14 protein-coding genes are annotated in these 16,826 nt (G+C 67.6%); 3 read left to right on the forward strand and 11 right to left on the reverse strand.

Annotation, left to right across the window (positions count from 1 at the left end; translation table 11 throughout):
- Positions 1-96: 96 nt before the first annotated feature.
- Positions 97-1,701 carry a sensor histidine kinase gene (locus AB7E03_RS09240; RefSeq protein WP_489941126.1) on the forward strand — a complete coding sequence of 535 codons (1,605 nt, stop codon included), beginning with the start codon at positions 97-99 and terminating at the stop codon, positions 1,699-1,701.
- Complete coding sequence (locus AB7E03_RS09245; RefSeq protein ID WP_489941127.1) at positions 1,698-2,390, forward strand: response regulator; 693 nt, start codon at positions 1,698-1,700, stop codon at positions 2,388-2,390. The genes AB7E03_RS09240 and AB7E03_RS09245 overlap by 4 nt, the downstream gene beginning before the upstream one ends.
- A 60-nt stretch (positions 2,391-2,450) precedes the next feature.
- On the opposite strand, the gene AB7E03_RS09250 is transcribed toward AB7E03_RS09245, so the two are convergent.
- Both AB7E03_RS09250 and AB7E03_RS09255 read right to left on the reverse strand, forming a co-directional pair.
- Positions 2,451-3,428 carry an alkaline phosphatase family protein gene (locus tag AB7E03_RS09250; RefSeq protein WP_489941128.1) on the reverse strand — a complete coding sequence of 326 codons (978 nt, stop codon included), beginning with the start codon at positions 3,426-3,428 and terminating at the stop codon, positions 2,451-2,453.
- 67 nt (positions 3,429-3,495) lie between these two features.
- Positions 3,496-3,939, reverse strand: coding sequence for a YdeI/OmpD-associated family protein (locus tag AB7E03_RS09255; RefSeq protein WP_489941129.1), 444 nt, complete (start codon positions 3,937-3,939; stop codon positions 3,496-3,498).
- 148 nt (positions 3,940-4,087) lie between these two features.
- On the opposite strand from AB7E03_RS09255, the gene AB7E03_RS09260 reads away from it, so the two are divergent.
- Positions 4,088-4,660 (forward strand): dihydrofolate reductase family protein, encoded by a 573-nt coding sequence (locus AB7E03_RS09260; protein ID WP_489941130.1) that lies wholly within the window; start codon positions 4,088-4,090, stop codon positions 4,658-4,660.
- Between the two features lie 16 nt (positions 4,661-4,676).
- Here the strand turns inward: AB7E03_RS09260 and AB7E03_RS09265 are convergent, their stop codons facing one another.
- Genes AB7E03_RS09265 through AB7E03_RS09305 form a run of 9 tightly spaced genes read right to left on the reverse strand, consistent with a single transcriptional unit; the run spans position 4,677 to position 16,811 of the window.
- The gene (locus tag AB7E03_RS09265; protein WP_489941131.1) at positions 4,677-6,305 is read right to left on the reverse strand and encodes a GH39 family glycosyl hydrolase; all 1,629 of its coding nucleotides are present in this window, start codon (positions 6,303-6,305) and stop codon (positions 4,677-4,679) included.
- A 32-nt stretch (positions 6,306-6,337) separates the two neighbouring features.
- Positions 6,338-9,562: a glycoside hydrolase family 2 TIM barrel-domain containing protein gene (locus tag AB7E03_RS09270; protein WP_489941132.1), complete on the reverse strand. Its 3,225-nt coding sequence runs from the start codon at positions 9,560-9,562 to the stop codon at positions 6,338-6,340.
- A 53-nt stretch (positions 9,563-9,615) separates the two neighbouring features.
- Positions 9,616-10,029 carry an RbsD/FucU family protein gene (locus tag AB7E03_RS09275; protein WP_489941133.1) on the reverse strand — a complete coding sequence of 138 codons (414 nt, stop codon included), beginning with the start codon at positions 10,027-10,029 and terminating at the stop codon, positions 9,616-9,618.
- On the reverse strand, positions 10,026-11,096 hold the full coding sequence (locus tag AB7E03_RS09280; protein ID WP_489941134.1) for an aldo/keto reductase: 1,071 nt from the start codon (positions 11,094-11,096) through the stop codon (positions 10,026-10,028). Before AB7E03_RS09280 ends, AB7E03_RS09275 begins: the two co-directional genes overlap by 4 nt.
- 53 nt (positions 11,097-11,149) lie before the next feature.
- Complete coding sequence (locus AB7E03_RS09285; RefSeq protein ID WP_489941135.1) at positions 11,150-12,130, reverse strand: zinc-binding dehydrogenase; 981 nt, start codon at positions 12,128-12,130, stop codon at positions 11,150-11,152.
- Between the two features lie 20 nt (positions 12,131-12,150).
- Positions 12,151-13,701, reverse strand: coding sequence for an alpha-L-fucosidase (locus tag AB7E03_RS09290; RefSeq protein WP_489941136.1), 1,551 nt, complete (start codon positions 13,699-13,701; stop codon positions 12,151-12,153).
- Positions 13,702-13,721: 20 nt separating this feature from the next.
- Positions 13,722-14,591 (reverse strand): carbohydrate ABC transporter permease, encoded by an 870-nt coding sequence (locus AB7E03_RS09295; protein ID WP_441781196.1) that lies wholly within the window; start codon positions 14,589-14,591, stop codon positions 13,722-13,724.
- Positions 14,584-15,543: a carbohydrate ABC transporter permease gene (locus AB7E03_RS09300; RefSeq protein WP_441781195.1), complete on the reverse strand. Its 960-nt coding sequence runs from the start codon at positions 15,541-15,543 to the stop codon at positions 14,584-14,586. The genes AB7E03_RS09295 and AB7E03_RS09300 overlap by 8 nt, the downstream gene beginning before the upstream one ends.
- The gene (locus AB7E03_RS09305; protein WP_489941137.1) at positions 15,540-16,811 is read right to left on the reverse strand and encodes an ABC transporter substrate-binding protein; all 1,272 of its coding nucleotides are present in this window, start codon (positions 16,809-16,811) and stop codon (positions 15,540-15,542) included. The genes AB7E03_RS09300 and AB7E03_RS09305 overlap by 4 nt, the downstream gene beginning before the upstream one ends.
- Positions 16,812-16,826: the final 15 nt, after the last annotated feature.

Below are 16,826 nucleotides of genomic sequence, written 5' to 3' on the forward strand. Positions count from 1 at the left end.
CGCTTGTGGTCCATTGGGTGGGATCTGAGCGTTGCCGAAGGTTCTGCGCGTTCTGCGCGCGTGCAATGCGAAGGTCCGGATGAAAGACTTTCCGGGATGCGACGACGGATCAGGCGACTGTCGAGCCAGATCCTGCTGGCTCAGGTGGCGATCCTCACCGCCTCGCTGGTGATCGGCTTCGTCCTCTTCGCGCAGACCGCGCGCAGCAACCTCGACGCCGACTACCAAGCGAGGGCGGCGGGGATCGCCCAGACCTTCGCGGGCATTCCCGAGATCCGCACGTGTATGACGTCGCCCGGCCCGGACTGCGCAGAGACGGTGCAGACTCTTGCCTCAGAGACGGCAGCGCGCACGGGCGCCGGCTACGTCGTCGTGATCGACCGCAACCGGGTGCGGCACTCGCACCCCGACCCGTCCCTCATCGGACAGAAGGTGTCCGAGCCGCTGGTCGCGGCAGACGGCCGGGTGCACCTCGGAGTGGACTCGGGAGCGACCGGGGTGAACGCCAATGCCCGCGTTCCGCTGTTCGGGAAGGGCACGACCGTGGTCGGCGAAGTCTCCGTCGGCATCCGGGAGAGCAGTGTCAGCAGCGAACTTCTCGCCGAACTCCCGACGTACGCGGCGTGGTTCGTGCTCGTGCTCGCTGTCGGAGCGCTCGCCTCGTTCGCGCTGGCGAGTCTCCTGAAGCGGCGCACGTTCGGTCTGGAGCTGGATGAGATCGCCCGGCTCCTGCAAGAACGGGAGGCGACGCTGCACGGCATCCGCGAGGGCGTCATCGCCATCGACCCGGCCGGCCGGATCACCGTCGTCAACGATGAGGCTCGGCGGCTGCTCCACCTCCCTGACGGCGCGGGAGGACGGTTCCTGGACGAGGTCCTCGCTGCGACTCCCATCCGCGACACCCTGACGGGAACGACGGCGATCACGGACGCGATTGCGATCACCGACGACTACGTCCTGGTTATCAACCGCATGCCGGTGACCATCGGGGGCCGAGAGCACGGCGCCGTCGTCACCCTGCAGGACCGAACGGAATTGACAGCCCTGACCCGACAGCTTGACGGCGAGCGCAGCTTCGCCGAATCCATCCGCGCGCAGCAGCACGAGTTCTCCAATCGGATGCACGCGCTCTCCGGGCTGCTCGAACTCGGCCGTCCGGACGAGGCTCTGCAGTACCTGAATGAGATCCGCGGCACGACCGCCGACCTCGACAGCACGCTGCGCACCCACATCGGCGCTCCGATGATCATCGGACTCCTCCTCGGGAAAGCCGCGGAAGCCAACGAGCGGGGCATCGACCTGGTCATCGCGCCCGACACCGACCTCGGCGAGGCACCCGACCGGGTCCAGGCGCTGACGACCATCCTGGGCAATCTCATCGACAACGCCTTCGACGCTCTGACGGGTGCACCGGCGCCGCGTCGGACGGTCGTGAGCATCGTCGAGTCGCCCCACTCGCTCACCGTACGCGTCTCGGACAGCGGTCCGGGCGTCCAGAGCACGGAGGTCCCGCGGATCTTCACCAACGGCTATACGACAAAGCAAGGCTCTGCAGTGCGCCATAGCGGGCTCGGCCTGTCTCTCGTCCAGTCGACGGTGGCGAAACTCGGGGGCACCGTCAGCGTGTCGGAAGGCCCGGGTGCCGCCTTCACCGTCGTCCTCCCCCGCGCCGGCGCCCAGCCCGGGGAGGTGACACGGTGAGCGAGCACCCCATTACCGTCCTGGTGGTCGACGACGATTTCCGGGTGGCCGGGGTGCACGTCGGTTTCGTCGAGGCGGTGCCGGGCTTCCAGGTAGTGGGCACCGCGCACACGGGGACGGACGCCCGCGCTCTGGCGGCGTCGCTTCGCCCCGAGTTGGTGCTGATGGATGTGTACCTTCCCGATGAGGACGGCCTCGACGTGGTGCGCAGCCTCCTTGCCGACCCGGCTCCCCCGGCCGTCCTGATGATTTCCGCCGCGAACGACGTCGGAACGGTGCGTCGTGCGGTCCAGCTCGGCGCCCTCCACTACCTCGTGAAACCGTTCGGCTTCGCTGAGCTGGCGGAACGGCTCAGCGCGTTCAGGCGGGCGCAGGACGACCTCGCCCGGTTTCCGGCGGTGGCGACCCAGCAGGACATCGACCGGATCTTCGACCTGCTGCGACCGGCGACGGCCGCCCAGGCCGATGCGATCCGCCGGCTCGCCCCGACCCTGCAAGCCGTATTCGATGCGGTCTCCGGCAGCGCCTCGAGCATCTCCGCGTCCGATGTGGCCGCGGCGGTCGGTGTCAGCCGGACGACGGCGCAGCGCGCGCTGACACAGCTGGAGCAGAGCGGCGTCCTCCGCCTGGAGTTGCGGTATGGGGCGACCGGCCGTCCCGAGCACCGCTATGCGGTCAAGCGGGGGTGATCCGCCCGCCACGCCGAGGGCGGTGGTGGGCAAGCCGCCTGCGATCAGTTCCCCGGGACGTCAGCCGCCGAGCAGGTCCGTCATCGGCGTCGCTCCCGCGCTCTCCCCCACAGGCGGGAGGCCGAGCCCGTCTTCGATCGTCCGTAACAGGGAATAGTGCGAATAGGGGACGTTCGAGACGGCTCCGCGCCGCGCGGCCGGCCCGGCGAAGACGCACGCGACGACGTTGTCGCTGCTGTCGCCCTCGTCGAACGTCACGACGAGCAGCGACCGCTGCGATGTGAAGGCCGGGGATTCCAGGATCTCGGGAACGACTCCAGAGAGCCATGCATCCCCGGTGGCGATCGGACAGTTGTGCATGTCGTTGCAGAGGTCCGGACTCACGAACGAGAACGCGGGAAGCGACGACGTGGTGGCGAGGTCCGCCGAGAACGCATCGAACGGCACATCATGCTGGCGGCAGTACTCCGGGGACGCCGTCACGCTCGGGTAGTAGAGGAAGGGGTTGTGCTTGACCGCGTACCGGTCTGTATTGGGGGCCGAGCAAGGCGCGGGCATTCCTTCCGCGTACATCCGCCAGCTCCGGTCTGCCGCGCGGAGAGAGTCGGCGAGGTTCCGGGAGGTGACCAGGCAGGAGCCTCCCGGCGGGTTGCAGTCGGAGGTGATGCCTCCGGTGGTGCCGCTGGTGAGCGCCAGATAGTTCGGGAGGCTGGGATGCGTGATGGCGCTGTACTGCGTCGCATGCGCGTACTGCGTCAGCAACTGGTTGAAGTACGGCGCGTCAGCGTTCCCCACGATGCGGGATGGGGGCTTGTTCTCCTCAAGGATCACGACGACGTGCTGCAGCGCACCCGACGCCACCGGTGCGCTGGTGCTGGGTACGGCCGTCGACCCCGATGCGGTACCGGTCGGTTCGGCGTGCGCGGAGGCCGAATGTACGGACCCGCTCCCCACCCCGGTGCAGCCGCCAAGCACAAGTACAACCGCTGCGGTGGTGGCGAGAGCCGCCACGGCGGTCACGAAGCTCCGTGCCCTCATCACCCCATTATCGGCATGGTGCAGCCAATAAGAGCAGCCAGCTCAGCCCGTGCACGCCCGGCGCCGCTCACCCGTCGGCGAGAACCGCGAGCGCCTTCTCCACACGGCGATCCCGCGTCTCTGCGGTCTTCGCCTGGTCGATCGGCTCGATCAGCGCCCGTTGCCTGCTGTACGAGAGGGCGGCGTAGGCGGCGGCGAGCGCCGGAGACGCATCCAGCGCCTCCCGCACTTCGGGCGGCAGCGGCACCTCCCGCGGCACGTCGTCCAGGGTCAGCGTCACCTCGACCTCGTCGCCTCCGGCGACTCCCGAAGCGGCTCGGTGCTCGGCGCTGAGCGGGATCAGGAACTCCCCGCCCATGCTGGCCACCGTCGACCGGTACTCGTACGACCCGATCCGCACGACGACGGCCGGCTTCTTCCCGGAGCCCAACTCCTCGACGACCGCCGCCGGAACCGGTATGCCGGTAGCCGTCTTGCCTGCCTGGCGGATGGTGGCACGAAACGATGGCATGAGTGTCCTTTGCTCGGCGCGGAGCGTCTCCCTCAGCCTGGCACACTCCGCGGGAAGCTGCTGTCGCCCAACCGCATCGAGTGAGCCGGGCCCTATTCGCGCCGGGAGCCGGCCACTAGCCTTCGTCGCACGAGGATGGAGGCAGCGCATGGCCGAGTTGATGATCGACTACATCACGTCGCTGGACGGGTACGGGTCGGCCGAAGGGTGGCCGGGACTGTGGGGCATGGGCGGCCCGGAGTATGACGAGTTCTTGCGCGAAGACAGCACACAGCCGTTCACCCTGCTCATGGGTGCTCGCACGTACCGGCTATTCACCGGCTTCGCAGAGACGGGCGAGGAGGACGTTTCACCGCTCACCAGCCGGGAGAAGGTGGTGTTCTCCCGCAGCCTCCGCGAACCACTGGACTGGCCGAATACGACCCTGGTCGACGGCGATTCTGTGGAGTTCGTGCGACAGCTCAAAGAGGGTGATACGCCACTTCGAACGCTCGGCAGCCCGAGCTTGTGCCGGGCGCTGCTCAGCGCCGGCCTGGTGGACCGGTACCGGGTGGTGCTGTTCCCTGTCGTCAACGGCGCCACCGGAAGCGACCGGATCTATGACGGCTGGCCCGATGTCCTCTTCCAGACGACGTCGCTCCGAAGCTTCGACGGCCGGCTGCAGCTGTTCGAGGGCGTGCCGACACACCTGGGCGACGGCCCGCCACCGAACCTGCGGTGAGCACTCATCGCGGCGCTCAGAGCGCGAAGACCGACGCCACCGCCCAGGGGGCGAGGGCCAGGTCGATCTCGAGGGTGCCGTTCTCCGAGGCGACCAGAGTATGGCGCTGAAGGGCGTCGCCCTGCTCGCGCAGGTACGCGGTCTGGCCGCGCGAGAGGTTGAGGGGCTGACCGATGGCGCTCCACGCCTCGGCCGCGTCGCCGTGTCCGGGCGCGAGGATCTCGACCGCGAAGACCGCGCCCGGCTCCAGCCCGCCGATGGTGTGGCGAACGCGCTGCTCGGGTCCCATACCGATCAGGTCGCGCGTTGCCTGATAAGTGTTGCGCGAGCCGACCGAACGGTTGCTCATGTCGTCGGGGTAGTTGTAGAACAGCGCGGCCAGTTCTCCCGTTGCGCTGTGCTGCGAGACCACGCCTCGCGCAGTGGAGGCGATCAGCCGGTCGCCCAGCCGGTTCAGCATCGCGAAGGCGTGGAAGGTCGGCTTGTGGATTCCCTGCTCGTTCACCAGGCCGAATCCGCCGTGGAACGGTCCGAGGCCGGCGCCGCCCTCCTCGAAGATGTCGGTGAAGGTCCAGTAGGAGATGGAGTCGGCTAGAGCTGCGGAACGGAGATAGGCCCGCGTGATGTAGGTGGCGGCGAATACGGTGTCGTGGATATGGTCGCGGCTCGACGGGGAGCTCGACCACTCGGTGATGTGCACCTCCGCATCCGGATAGGCGCTCTCGCCGATCAGCCGCCGCAGCACCGTCAAGTCGTCCGGCGTCGCATCCGCGTACCGGGTGAGGCTGACGGCCTCGCCGTTGGCTCCGAAGGCGAAGTCGGTGGGATAGAGGTGCGTCGAGATGAAATCGACCGGCAGGTCCCGCTCCGCGCACCAGACGAGGAAGTCCTCGATCCAGACCGGTCGCCAGTCGAGCGCATCCGGGTCGGATGCCGCGGCCGTGGCGTGCTCAGCCGAGCGGTCCTCGGTCTCGCCCGCGTAGCGGTCGTCTGGCACGAAGACGCTGGTCGACGGGCCGCCGACCTTGAGTTCCGGGTCGATCGCCTTGATCGCCTGCACGGTTCGGCCGTACAGCTCGAAGTACTCGGTCTTCGTACCGGTCCAGAAGTGCGGAACCAGGTTGGGCTCGTTCCAGACCTCGAACCGCCACTCCCGCACCTCGGCCAGACCGTAGCGCTCGATCCAGTGCTCCACCGAGCGCTCCACCAACTCCACCCACCGACCCATGTCGTTCGGCGGGCTGGCGTGCGCACCCCACCAGAACACGGTCTCGGTCTGGGTGGCCAGCTCGCGCGGCATGAAGCCGAGCTCCACGAACGGGCGCACGCCTAGATCGATCAGGAAGTCGAACACCTTGTCCACGTAGGAGAAGGTGTGCACCGGGGTCTCGAGGGGCACGTCCGGCCCGAAGCCTCCGCCGTAGGAGCCGCGATACACGAACATGTCGTCGTGGAACACGCCGTGGAAGCGCAGGTAACGGAACCCGAGGCGATCCACCGCCTCGCGGAACTGCTGCTGCCAATCGGCTCGAAGCGCTTCATTGGCGCGGCCCGCCCCCGCGCAGAGGCTCCAGACGTGTGGGAGACCGGTCGATTCGGTGACGCGGTCGTCGATGGTGATGACGGGGAGCGAGGCGGATGCCATGGGGTGATCTCCAGATAGGTGGTGTCCGGTGGTCAACCGAATGTGTGGATTCGCGCTGCCACAGCTGCCGGATCCTGGCCTTCGCGAAGGGGGAGGATGCGGTAGAGCAGGCTGTATGGCCCTTTGGCCGGCGTGTTGCTGTACTCTTCCGGGCGCGTCAGCAGGTCCCAATTGCCGCCTTGGAGGCCTTCCTGCGCAGCGTCCACACGTACGACGGTCCGCCACGATTCCGGCACCTCGTGCCAGTGACGGTGCCCGGCCAGCTCGTCCGGGCTGTTCGGCTGGACGTTCAGGTACATGCTCCCCCCAGCTACAAGCAGGACTCCCCTTCCCGCCTCATCGGTGAGGGCGGCCCAGCGGGTGTCAGCTTTGTTGGCGCTGTCCTGCGGTCGGCTGTAGCGGGTGATCTGATCTGCGACCGATCCCGAGTAGCGGCCGAAGAAGGCCGCCGCGTGTCGGTCGGCGGTCGACTCCCACGGGCCGCGGCCATACCATTCGACGGTTGCAAGCTCAGGCCGGAGCCCGAATGTCGTCCCGATCACCTGCGGGTTGGGGGTATCGGGGACCGGCTCGAATGTCGACAGCACATCCACCTGCCCGTTGCCGTAGATCGTGTACACGATCGACTGCGGCGACGTCGTGATGCGGTTGCTGGGACGGAACGGCACCGCGGTGGTGACGGTGCCACGCACCGTCACCCGAACGCCACCCGGAACCGAGGACGACTCGATCTCGTCGATGGCCCAGTCCTCACCGACGCCGCGCCACGGCTGAGACGGCTCCGGGAGGGACGTCCTGAATTCAGGGATCGACAGCTCCGGATCGTTCGGGGCGCGCCAGTAGTTCGGCATCAGGTCGCTGGAAAGCATTTCGCGGCCGTCATATCGCAATGACGTCAGCCGGCCGGTGGAGCGGTCGATCACCATCGCGAAGCCTTCGCCTGCGACCTCGATCAGCTCCTCCGTCTGGCGGAGTTGCGGCGAGGCCAGCTCGGCCGACGGAAGGAGCGAGACGGTGGGAGCAACGGCGGGAAGTGCGAATTGTGCCCTTGCTACGAGGTGTCCCGTTTCCGCCCACGACGTAGGAGCGTCGAGAACGATCGAGAGCTCCAGCCGGTACTCGGAGCCGGCCCGCAGCTGTTCCGGCAGCGAGCCCGGAAGTGTGACGTCCGCGCTTCCCAGCGGCCCTATGGAAAGCTGCGAACCGGGAATGCTCCCGCTTCCGATGGCTCTTCCGTCCTCGGTGACCGCCCACCGCAGCCTGTGACCGTCGAGGCTCGTGAACAGGTACTCGTTCGTGATCCGTATGGTCCAGGTGTCCGGGTCCAACAGGGTGATGCTCACTGGTTGGTAGGCCAGCTTGGCCTCCTCCACCTTGGGTGTCGGAGTTCGATCGGAGAGCAGCAGGCCACTCATGTGTGCGCCTTCTTCGTTCGGATCGTCGCCCCAATCGCCTCCGTAGGCGAGGAACTCCTCACCCGGCCGTCCCGGGATTCCCCACCACAGGCCCTTGTCGGCCCAGTCCCACAGGAAGCCGCCCTGAACCCGACCTGGATTCTCGCGGATGGCTGCCCAGCTTTCAGCCAAGAAGCCGGAGGCGTTCCCCTGGCTGAACGCGTACTCGATGAGCACGTAGGGCCTCGGATCGCGGCCGGCCCGGTCGATCAGCTCGGACACCGGCGGATAGAAGTCACCGTCGAAGTCGGAAATGTCCGAGGGAACTACGGCCAAGCCGGAGCCGGTCGAATCCTGATAGCTCACCGGACGGGTCGGGTCGTACCCCTTGGCCCAGTCGTACATGGCCTTCAGGTTCGAGCCGACTCCCGACTCGTTGCCGATCGACCAGGCGATCACGCACGCGAGGTTCTTGTCCCGGTCGACCAGGTTCCGCATCCGCCACAGCAGGGGCGCCCGAAGTTCCGGCCGATCGCCTGGGATGTTCGGTCGCCCTTCCGCGTCGACGCGGTTGATGTGGGTCTCGTTGTTGGCCTCGTCGAACACGTACAGTCCGTACTCGTCGGCGAGTTCGTACCACCGCGGGTCGTTCGGATAGTGCGAGGTGCGGACGGCGTTGATGTTGTTCTGCTTCATCAGGCGGATGTCGGCGACCATGTCAGCCGCGCTGAGGGTGCGACCGGTCCGTGGATTCCACTCGTGGCGGTTGACGCCCCTCAGGGAGATCGGCTGCCCATTGATCCGGTACAGGCCGTCAACGATCTCGACCCGGCGGAAGCCGACCCGGGTGGATACGCGATCCACGACCGACCCGTTCGAGTCGCAGAGCTCCACGACCAGCGTGTAGAGCTCTGGATGCTCAGCCGACCAGAGCCGGGGCGACACGACTGGCTCCGCCAATGCCGCAGATGCATCCTGGCCGGGACCCACCAGTTCAACCGGCGCGGACCGTGACCAGAGTTCGACAGCCCCCGCATCCGTTCCATCGAAGAGCGTCGCCCGCACCTCGAAGTCCTCGCTCGTGCGCGCGCCGGCGTCGTCGCGCACCGCGACGCTCAGCTCGAGAGTCGCCGACGAGAAGTCGTCAGCGAGCGGAGTCCTGACGGTGAAATCCCGAATCAGGACCGGCGGGCGAGAGACCAGAAGCACACTGCGGAAGATGCCCGAAAGCCGCACGTTGTCCTGGTTCTCCAGGTAGGACCCTGTGGACCACCGGTACACCTCGACGGCCAGCACATTCCGTCCGCTGTGCACGTACGGGGTCAGCTCGAATTCGCCGCGGGTGTAGCTGTCCTCGCGGTAGCCGATGCGCCGGCCGTTGATCCAGACGTAGTACGCCGATTCCACGCCCTCGAATTGGAGGAACGTTCGGCGGCCCGCCCAGCCGTCAGGGAGCTCGAATGTCGTCCGGTACTGCCCGACCGGGTTGTAGCGCGTCGGGGCGTGCGGGTAGTCGCCGGTGGGAGCAGGTTGTTCGTTCTTGCCGTTCTCGCCGGTCCACGGCAGGACCGTGTTGACCCCGATCGGGAAGTCGTACCCGTGCAGTTGCCAACTCGAGGGGACCGGGAGGAGGTCCCATCCCGAATCGTCGGCGTCCTCGTCTGCGAAATCAGGCAGCCGCGATTCCGGGTTCGGTGACCACCGGAACTTCCACTCCCCGTCGAGACTGACCCGGAAGGGCGACGCGGAGCGGTCAGCCCTCAGCGCGGCCGCGAGCGTGTCGTAGGTCACGAGAGTGGCATGAGCGGGTTCACTCCCCCACTCGTAAACCGCGGGGTCGTTCCACTCGGGCGTCGCTGTCATTCTCTCCTCGAATCCGGTCACGTGTTCAGGTGTGGCTGCTCGGGCCGACCGCGTCAGCGCAGACCGACCGTGAGCAGCAGGTTGCCGTACAGGCGCTCGTCGCCGGTGGCGATGACGACACCGACGTCGGGCGAGCGCACCCGGTCGTAGAACGCGAACCTGTCGACCTTCTCCATGGGCACATCCCCGCCAAGGGTGCGTGCGTAGTCGTCCTGCGCCGGAGCCGGGACACCGGGAGGGGTCTGCATGACGGTCGCCGATTCGATGTTGACGACGGTGAGCACGGCGTCCAGCACCGACGTGACGTCGAGCAGGCCGGGACGGAGGTTGAGGTGGATCAAACGCACCCCCGGTCCGGTGGCGGTCAGATACGGATAGTTCCCGTCGGCGATCAGCACACCGGAGCCGTGACCCGACGAGGCGAGCGCCTCAAGGAGCGGCGGATGGACGAGCGGGCCGGTGATCATGCGGTCACGTCCACTGCTGCACGGCCGGCTGCGTGGCCGGCTGCGCGATCTGCGGCGTAGCCGTCCCAGCCGGGGATCGTGCCGTCGACATCCCACAGGTCGAGCCAGCTGTCGGCGCCGGGCCACAGGAACACCTGGCCCTTGATGAGGCGGTTGTTCTGTTCCGCCGATCGCAGCTTCTCGAGTTCGGCGGGGGTCAGCGGGTCCTCGGTCACGGCCCGCAGGTTGGCGACGAACTGCGGTTCCTTCACCGAGAACGGGATCGGGACCTGCCCGCGCTGCACCGCCCACTTCAGGCAGATCAAAGCCGGATGCACGCCGTGCGCGCGGGCGATCGACACGACGACGGGATGCTCCATGTCCGAGACGTCCGAGACGATGCGGTCGCGTTCGGGTCGCGACGGCGATCCCAGGGGCGAATAGCCCACCGGCTGGATTCCGTGATCGAGGCAGAACCGGAAGAGCTCGGGCTGCTGGAAGCACGGGTGCAGTTCCATCTCGTTCAGCGCCGGCGCGATCCGCGCATTGGCGAGGATCGCCGTGAGCTTCGGGACGGTGACGTTCGAGGTCCCGAGGTGCCGCACGACTCCCTCGTCGACGAGCCCCTCCAGCGCGTGCCAGAGCGCCATGTACTCCTCGTGGATGTACGGGCGCGCGTCCGGGTCGCGGTCGGCCGCGTCGGCGAACGGTGCGTGGTGGTTCGGGAACGGCCAGTGCACGAACACCGCGTCGAGCACGTCCAATCGGAGGTCGCTCAGCGACCGGCGGACCGAGGCGATCGCCGCGTCCGGCTCGTGCGCATCGTTCCACACCTTCGACATGACGAAGAGCTCATCGCGGGGCACACCGCCGGCGATGGCCTCCTGAAGAACGGCGCCGACCTCGGCCTCGTTGCCGTACACCGACGCGCAGTCGATCAGGCGGTAGCCGGCCCGGATCGCGCCACCGACCGCAGCCGCGACCTGCTCCGCCCGGTAGTGGTCGGACCCGAAGGTCCCCACCCCTATTGCGGGCATCACTGCCCCGCTCGCGAGTCGCCGAGTCGGCACGCTGTCGATCGTGATCATGTGTATGTTCTCCGTTTCCATAGGTTCTGGGGTGTGCGTCGGCGGGCGACGCTTCAGGTGAGTCGCACCATCGCCTTGACGACCTCGCCACGATCGATGGCGTCGAAAGCGACGCCGATGTCGGGAAGGTCGACGCGTAGCGTCACGAACGAATCGACGTCGAGATAGCCCGACTGCACGAGCCGCAGGATGCCGGGCAGTACGGCGGTCTCCTGGGTCGAAGCGACGCTCAGACGCACGTCGCGCGGTGCCGCCATGAGGTCCAGCTCGGCGGTGCCCGCGGGGGCGCTGTAAACGACGAGCCGGCCGCCCGGACGGAGCCAGCCGTACTCGATGTCGACCATCGATGCCTGGCCGGAGGCTTCGAACACGATGTCGGCGTCGTGTCGCCGCCTGAGCTCACCGGCGGCATCGTCGGCGAGCAGCGTCTCGGTCGCTCCGGCATCAGCGGCCTGTTCGAGTCGTTCGGCCCGGCGGCCCACGGCGATGACCCGGGCGGCGCCCAGGAGCGACGCGTATCGCATGAGGGAGAGCCCCGCGACGCCGGTGCCGACCACGACGACAGTCGCATCCAGCAGGTTCTCTCGGCAGGCGACGCTGAAAGTTTCGCTGAGGCTGATCGCGAGGGCGGCGGACAGCGGGTCCGAGCCGGACTCCAGCCGCACCCAGGGCGCTGTGCCCGGCGTCATCCCCCGATCCTCGGCCTCCGACCGGATGTCGTGGATCACGCCGCGTTCGGCGAACCCGCCCCAGTGCATCGCGAGCGGCGCCGACTCGGCGCGGTAGGCAGCGGGCCGCGTCACGAGGTCGCCGACGGCGAGCGTTCGCACGCCCGAACCGACCGCCGTCACGCGGCCCACGGACTCGTGGCCGAGGATGCTGGGGTACGAGACGCCGCCGCGGAAGGTGCCGGCGCGCAGCATCTTGTCCGTGCTCGAGCACACCCCGCACCAGAGCATCTCGACTTCAGCGTCGTAGTCGCCGATCCGCGGATCGGGCACCTCGACGACCGAGGCGCGGTTGGGTCCGTCCATCACGAAGGCTCGCATCGTCGCTAGATGTTCAGGCCGTGGAAGAAGTCGATGCGTGACTCGGCAGCCGCCGGCGCCAACTCGATCCGCACGACGGCGCCGCCGGGGCCAGCCAGCTCGGAGTCGGGCAGCACGACCTCCAGGTGCTCGCCCGTGCGGGTCCATTCCGGCTGCTCACGCGACCCCAGCACCCGCACGTCGATGATCGGCCGGTCGATGAACCGGCTGTCCGAGCCGAAGCTGCGGATCCGCATGCGGCCGTCCTCCGGGCGGACGAGTCCGATCCCGTAGACGTAGTCGTGGCCGACCTCGGTCATCCTCGTGAAGCGGAGGTCCTCCGCGGTGTAGACGGCTGCCGCGGCGTCGGTGAACGAGCCGGCGGCCGGGGCCGTCGGGCCCTCGCCGAACACGACCCAGGGGCTGGAGCCGTAGATCGCTTCGCCGTGCACGGCCAGCCAGTCGCCGACCGCCTCCAGCAGCGCGGCCTCCTCCTCGGGGATGGTCCCGTCAGGTCGGGGGCCGATGTTGAGCAGGAGGTTCCCGTTCTTCGCGACCACGTCGACGAGCTCCTGGATGAGCTCGGAGGCGTCCTTGTAGTCGTGGCCCTCCACCCAGCTCCACGATGTCCGCGACACCGACGTGTCGTTCTGCCAGACGTCGGGCCGGATGCCGCCCATCGTGCCGCGCTCGATGTCCAGCACCGCCGATCCGGGCGCGAACGAGTCCCACTTGTAGTTGATGACCACCTCTCGGCCCCACTCCGCCGCCCGGTTGTAGTAGTACGCGGCGAGTCTGCGGATGTAGGGCTCGAACGACGGCTCCTCGATCCCGGTGTCGAAGTAGAGGATCTGCGGCCGGTAGGAGTCGATGATCTCGACCGTTCGCAGCAGCCAGTCCTCCAGGAACCGCTCGGTGGGGTTCATCTCCTTGCGCAGCGCCGGCCCGTACAGGTCGGCGTAGGCGGGGTCGCGGACGTCCGAGTCGAACTCCGCTCCCCCGTTCATGAAGAACCAGTGCTCCGCCCTGTGCGTCGATGCACCGGCGATCAGCCAGGCCTGGTCGACGGCCGAGAGGAGGTCTCCCATCACGTCGCGCTCGGGTCCCACCTGGGTCACCTTCCAGCGCGAGCGTGCGGTGTCGTACATCGCGTAACCGTCGTGGTGCTCGGCGACCGGCACCACGAACTGCGCGCCGGCTCGCTTGAACAGGGCGACCCACTCCTCGGGGTCGTAGCGCTCCATCCGGAAGTGCGGAAGGAAATCCTTGTACCCGAAACGGTCATGCGGTCCGTACGTCGCCACGTGGTGGTCGAACGCGGGCGTGCCGCGCCGGTACATGGTGCGCGGATACCACTCGTTGCCGAACGCCGGCACCGAGAAGGCTCCCCAGTGCAGGAAGATGCCGAACTTGGCGTCGCGGTACCACTGCGGAGCGCGATAGCGGGACAGTGACTCCCACGTGGCGTCGTACGGCCCGGCGTCGATGACGGCATCCACCATCGCGAGCGCCGGACGGTTGTCCGACACGTCGACCGGCGCCGGCAGGGTCGTGGGGTCGAGGGGTTCGAGGTTCACAGGTCTCCGTCTTTCCGGGCTCAACGGCCGCCGAAGGCGCCCGCGCCGATCGCGGCCACCAGTTGTCTCTGGGCGAAGGCGACCACGATCACCACGGGGGCGATCGTCATCACGCACGCCGCCATCAGCAGCTGCCACTGCGTTCCGGTCTGTGTCGTGAACCCGGCGATCCCGATGGGGATCGTCCACTTCTCCGAGCTGTTGAGGATGATCAGCGGCCACAGGAAGCTGTTCCAGCTGCCCAGGAAGGCGAAGATCGCCAGCACCGACAGGGCCGGCCGCACCAGCGGGACGATGACACTGATCAGGATGCGCCAGGTGGACGCTCCGTCGAGCCGGGCAGCCTCCTCCAGCTCCGCGGGGATCTGCAGCATGAACTGACGGAGCAGGAACGCCCCGAAAGCCCCGAAGAGGCCCGGGATGATGAGCGCGAACCAGGTGTCGGCGAGCCCCGCCTGGTCGAAACCGAGGAACAGGGGCACGACGGCGACCTCGCTCGGCAGGGTCAGCGTGATGACGAACAGCAGGAAGACGGCGCTCCGGCCCGGGAACCGCAGCCTCGCGAACGCGAACGCCGTGAGGGTCGCGACGACCAGGGTGAGCACGGTCGAGATGGCGGCGACGACCAGGCTGTTCAGGAGCAGGCGCCCGAAGTCGACCTCGGTCCACGCATCCACGAAGTTGGACCAGAGGACCTTCGAGCCGATGAAGGTGATCTGCGCGGCGAACACCTCGTTCGCCGGCTTCAGCGCCGTGAAGAAGGTCCAGATCAGCGGGAACGAGAACACGAGCGCGAACAGCCACGCCGCGGTGGTGTTGGCAGCGGAACCGATGGTCCGTCCCCGGCGACGCCAGCGGGAACCCGAGGCCGGTAGCTGGTGCTCAGTCATAGTGGACCCACTTCCTCTGCCCCCAGAGTTGGAACAGCGTGAAGATCGCGATGATCACGAACAGCACGGTGGCGATGGCCGACGCATAGCCGAGCTGGTTGTTCGTGAAGGCGGTCTGATAGAGGTACAGCATGATCGTCATCGTGCTGTTGCCCGGGCCCCCGCCCGTGATCACGTAGGCCTGTGCGAAGGTCTGCCAGGCGCCGATCACGGTCAGCACCGTGGTGAAGAACAGCGCAGGGCTGACCAGCGGCAGGGTGATCGAGAAGAAGCGGCGGAACCGGCCGGCCCCGTCGATCCGCGACGCCGCGATGACATCGGGGCTGATCGAGTCGATACCTGCGCCGAGCACGATCATGTTGTACCCGAACGACTGCCAGAGCGAGACGCCGATCACGACGGCCAGCGCCCAGTTCCCGTCGCTGAGCCACGGGATCGGGCCGAGCCCGATCCCCGCGAGCGCCTGGTTGACGGCCCCGTCCTTCTGGAACAGCAGACGGAAGACCGCGGCGTTCGCCACCATCGGTGACAGTGCCGGGATCAGGAAGATCACCCGGAGCCAGTTGCGACCCGCGATGCGCGTCTTCAGCCAGAGCGCCATCGCCATCGAGATCGCGATATTCGCCGGCACGTAGACGAGCACGAAGATCGCCGTCACCATGACGCTGTTGAGGAACTGCGGGTCGCGCAGCAGCCGGGCGTAGTTCTCCGTGCCCGTGAATTGGATGCCGCCGAGCAGGGTCGAGTCGGAGAATCCCAGGATCAGCGAGGCGATCTGCGGGATGACGATGAACAGCGCCAGCCCGATGAGCCCGGGGAGCACGAAGGCCCACCCCACCCAGCGGGGGCCCCCGAGGAGCCGGCGACGAAGCCTGCCCCTCGGGCGCTCCGGTGGGGCGACCGACCCGGCGGAAACCTCTTCCTCCGCACGGTCCAGACGCACGAAGGTCATTGTCCGAGGCCGGCCTTCACCTGCTGCAGCACCTCGGACACAGTGCTCTTACCCGAGAACGCATCCACCTCGTACTGCGTCAGGAGCGTGTCGAGCTGCGCCTGATTCGACGGCACGGGCGAGGGCGTCGCGTCACCGGTCATCTGCTTGATGACCGCGGTGAACTCCGGCGATCCGACGTTCTTGGACCAGGCGTCCAGCGCGTCGAGCCGCGCCGGCACGGAGGCCTGCGATTTCGTGACGAACTCGAGTCCGCTCTTGCTCGTCATCGCCTCGATGGCCTTGAATGCCTTCTGCTTGTCGCCGCAGGTCTTCGTGATGCCGAAGCCCGATCCGCCGATGAATCCCTTCGAGGTGCCGCTCTTGCTCGGGATGACGGCGATGCCGACATTGTCCTTGCCGAGACTCTGCTGTGCGTGCTGCAGATCCCACAGCCCCTGCATCTCCATGGCCGACTGGCCGGTGTTGAACGCATCGATGTCGGGGAAAGTGCCGCCCGCGGCCGCCTCGAGCGGCTTCGCGACCTTGTACTTGTTGGACAGGTCGACGAGCAGCTGCAGCGCGTCGCGGAAGTTCGGGTCGTCGAGCTTCGGACCGTTCTTGTCCGCCCACGGGTGGCCGTCGGCCGCCATGAGGGTGCTGATGGGATTCGACGCCTGGGGGATCGCGAAGCCGTACACGCCGTTCCTCGTGGTCGCCTTCGCTGCCGCGATGAAGTCGTCCGTCGTCCAGTTGTTGGTGGGTTCGGCCACGCCCGCGTCCTTGAACATCTTCTTGTTGTAGAGGACGACCGTGGGCCCCGCGTTGAACGGGATGGAGTAGAGCTTGCCGTCGACGCTGAGCTGCTCGAGCATCGCGGAGCTGTAGGCCGACAGGTCGAGCTTGTTCTTCTTCGCGAGGTCGTCCAGCGGCTCCAGCCCCTGCACGTATTGGCCCACCCGGCCGTTCTGGAACGTGACCAGGCAGGGGGCGCTGCTGCTCTTCATCACCGTGGGGAGCTTCGTGTAGTAGTCGCCGATCGGCGGACCGGAGAAGCTCACCGCCATCTTCGGGTCGGCGTGCTTGCCTCCCGCGATGTAGTCGCTCCACTGCTGCTTGTCGGCCTTACCGCCGATCCACGTGTACATCTTGAGTGTGCTGCCGTCGAGGCCCGACGTTCCACCACCGCCTCCGGAACAGGCAGCGAGGCCGAGGGCGAGCACTCCCGCGACCACGACGGAGACGCCGACGCGTCCCGGGCCCCTCGTGTTTTTCCACCGTGACTTCATGAACTCCTCCTTGAG

It is taken from the genome of Leifsonia sp. RCC_180, assembly GCF_058138205.1.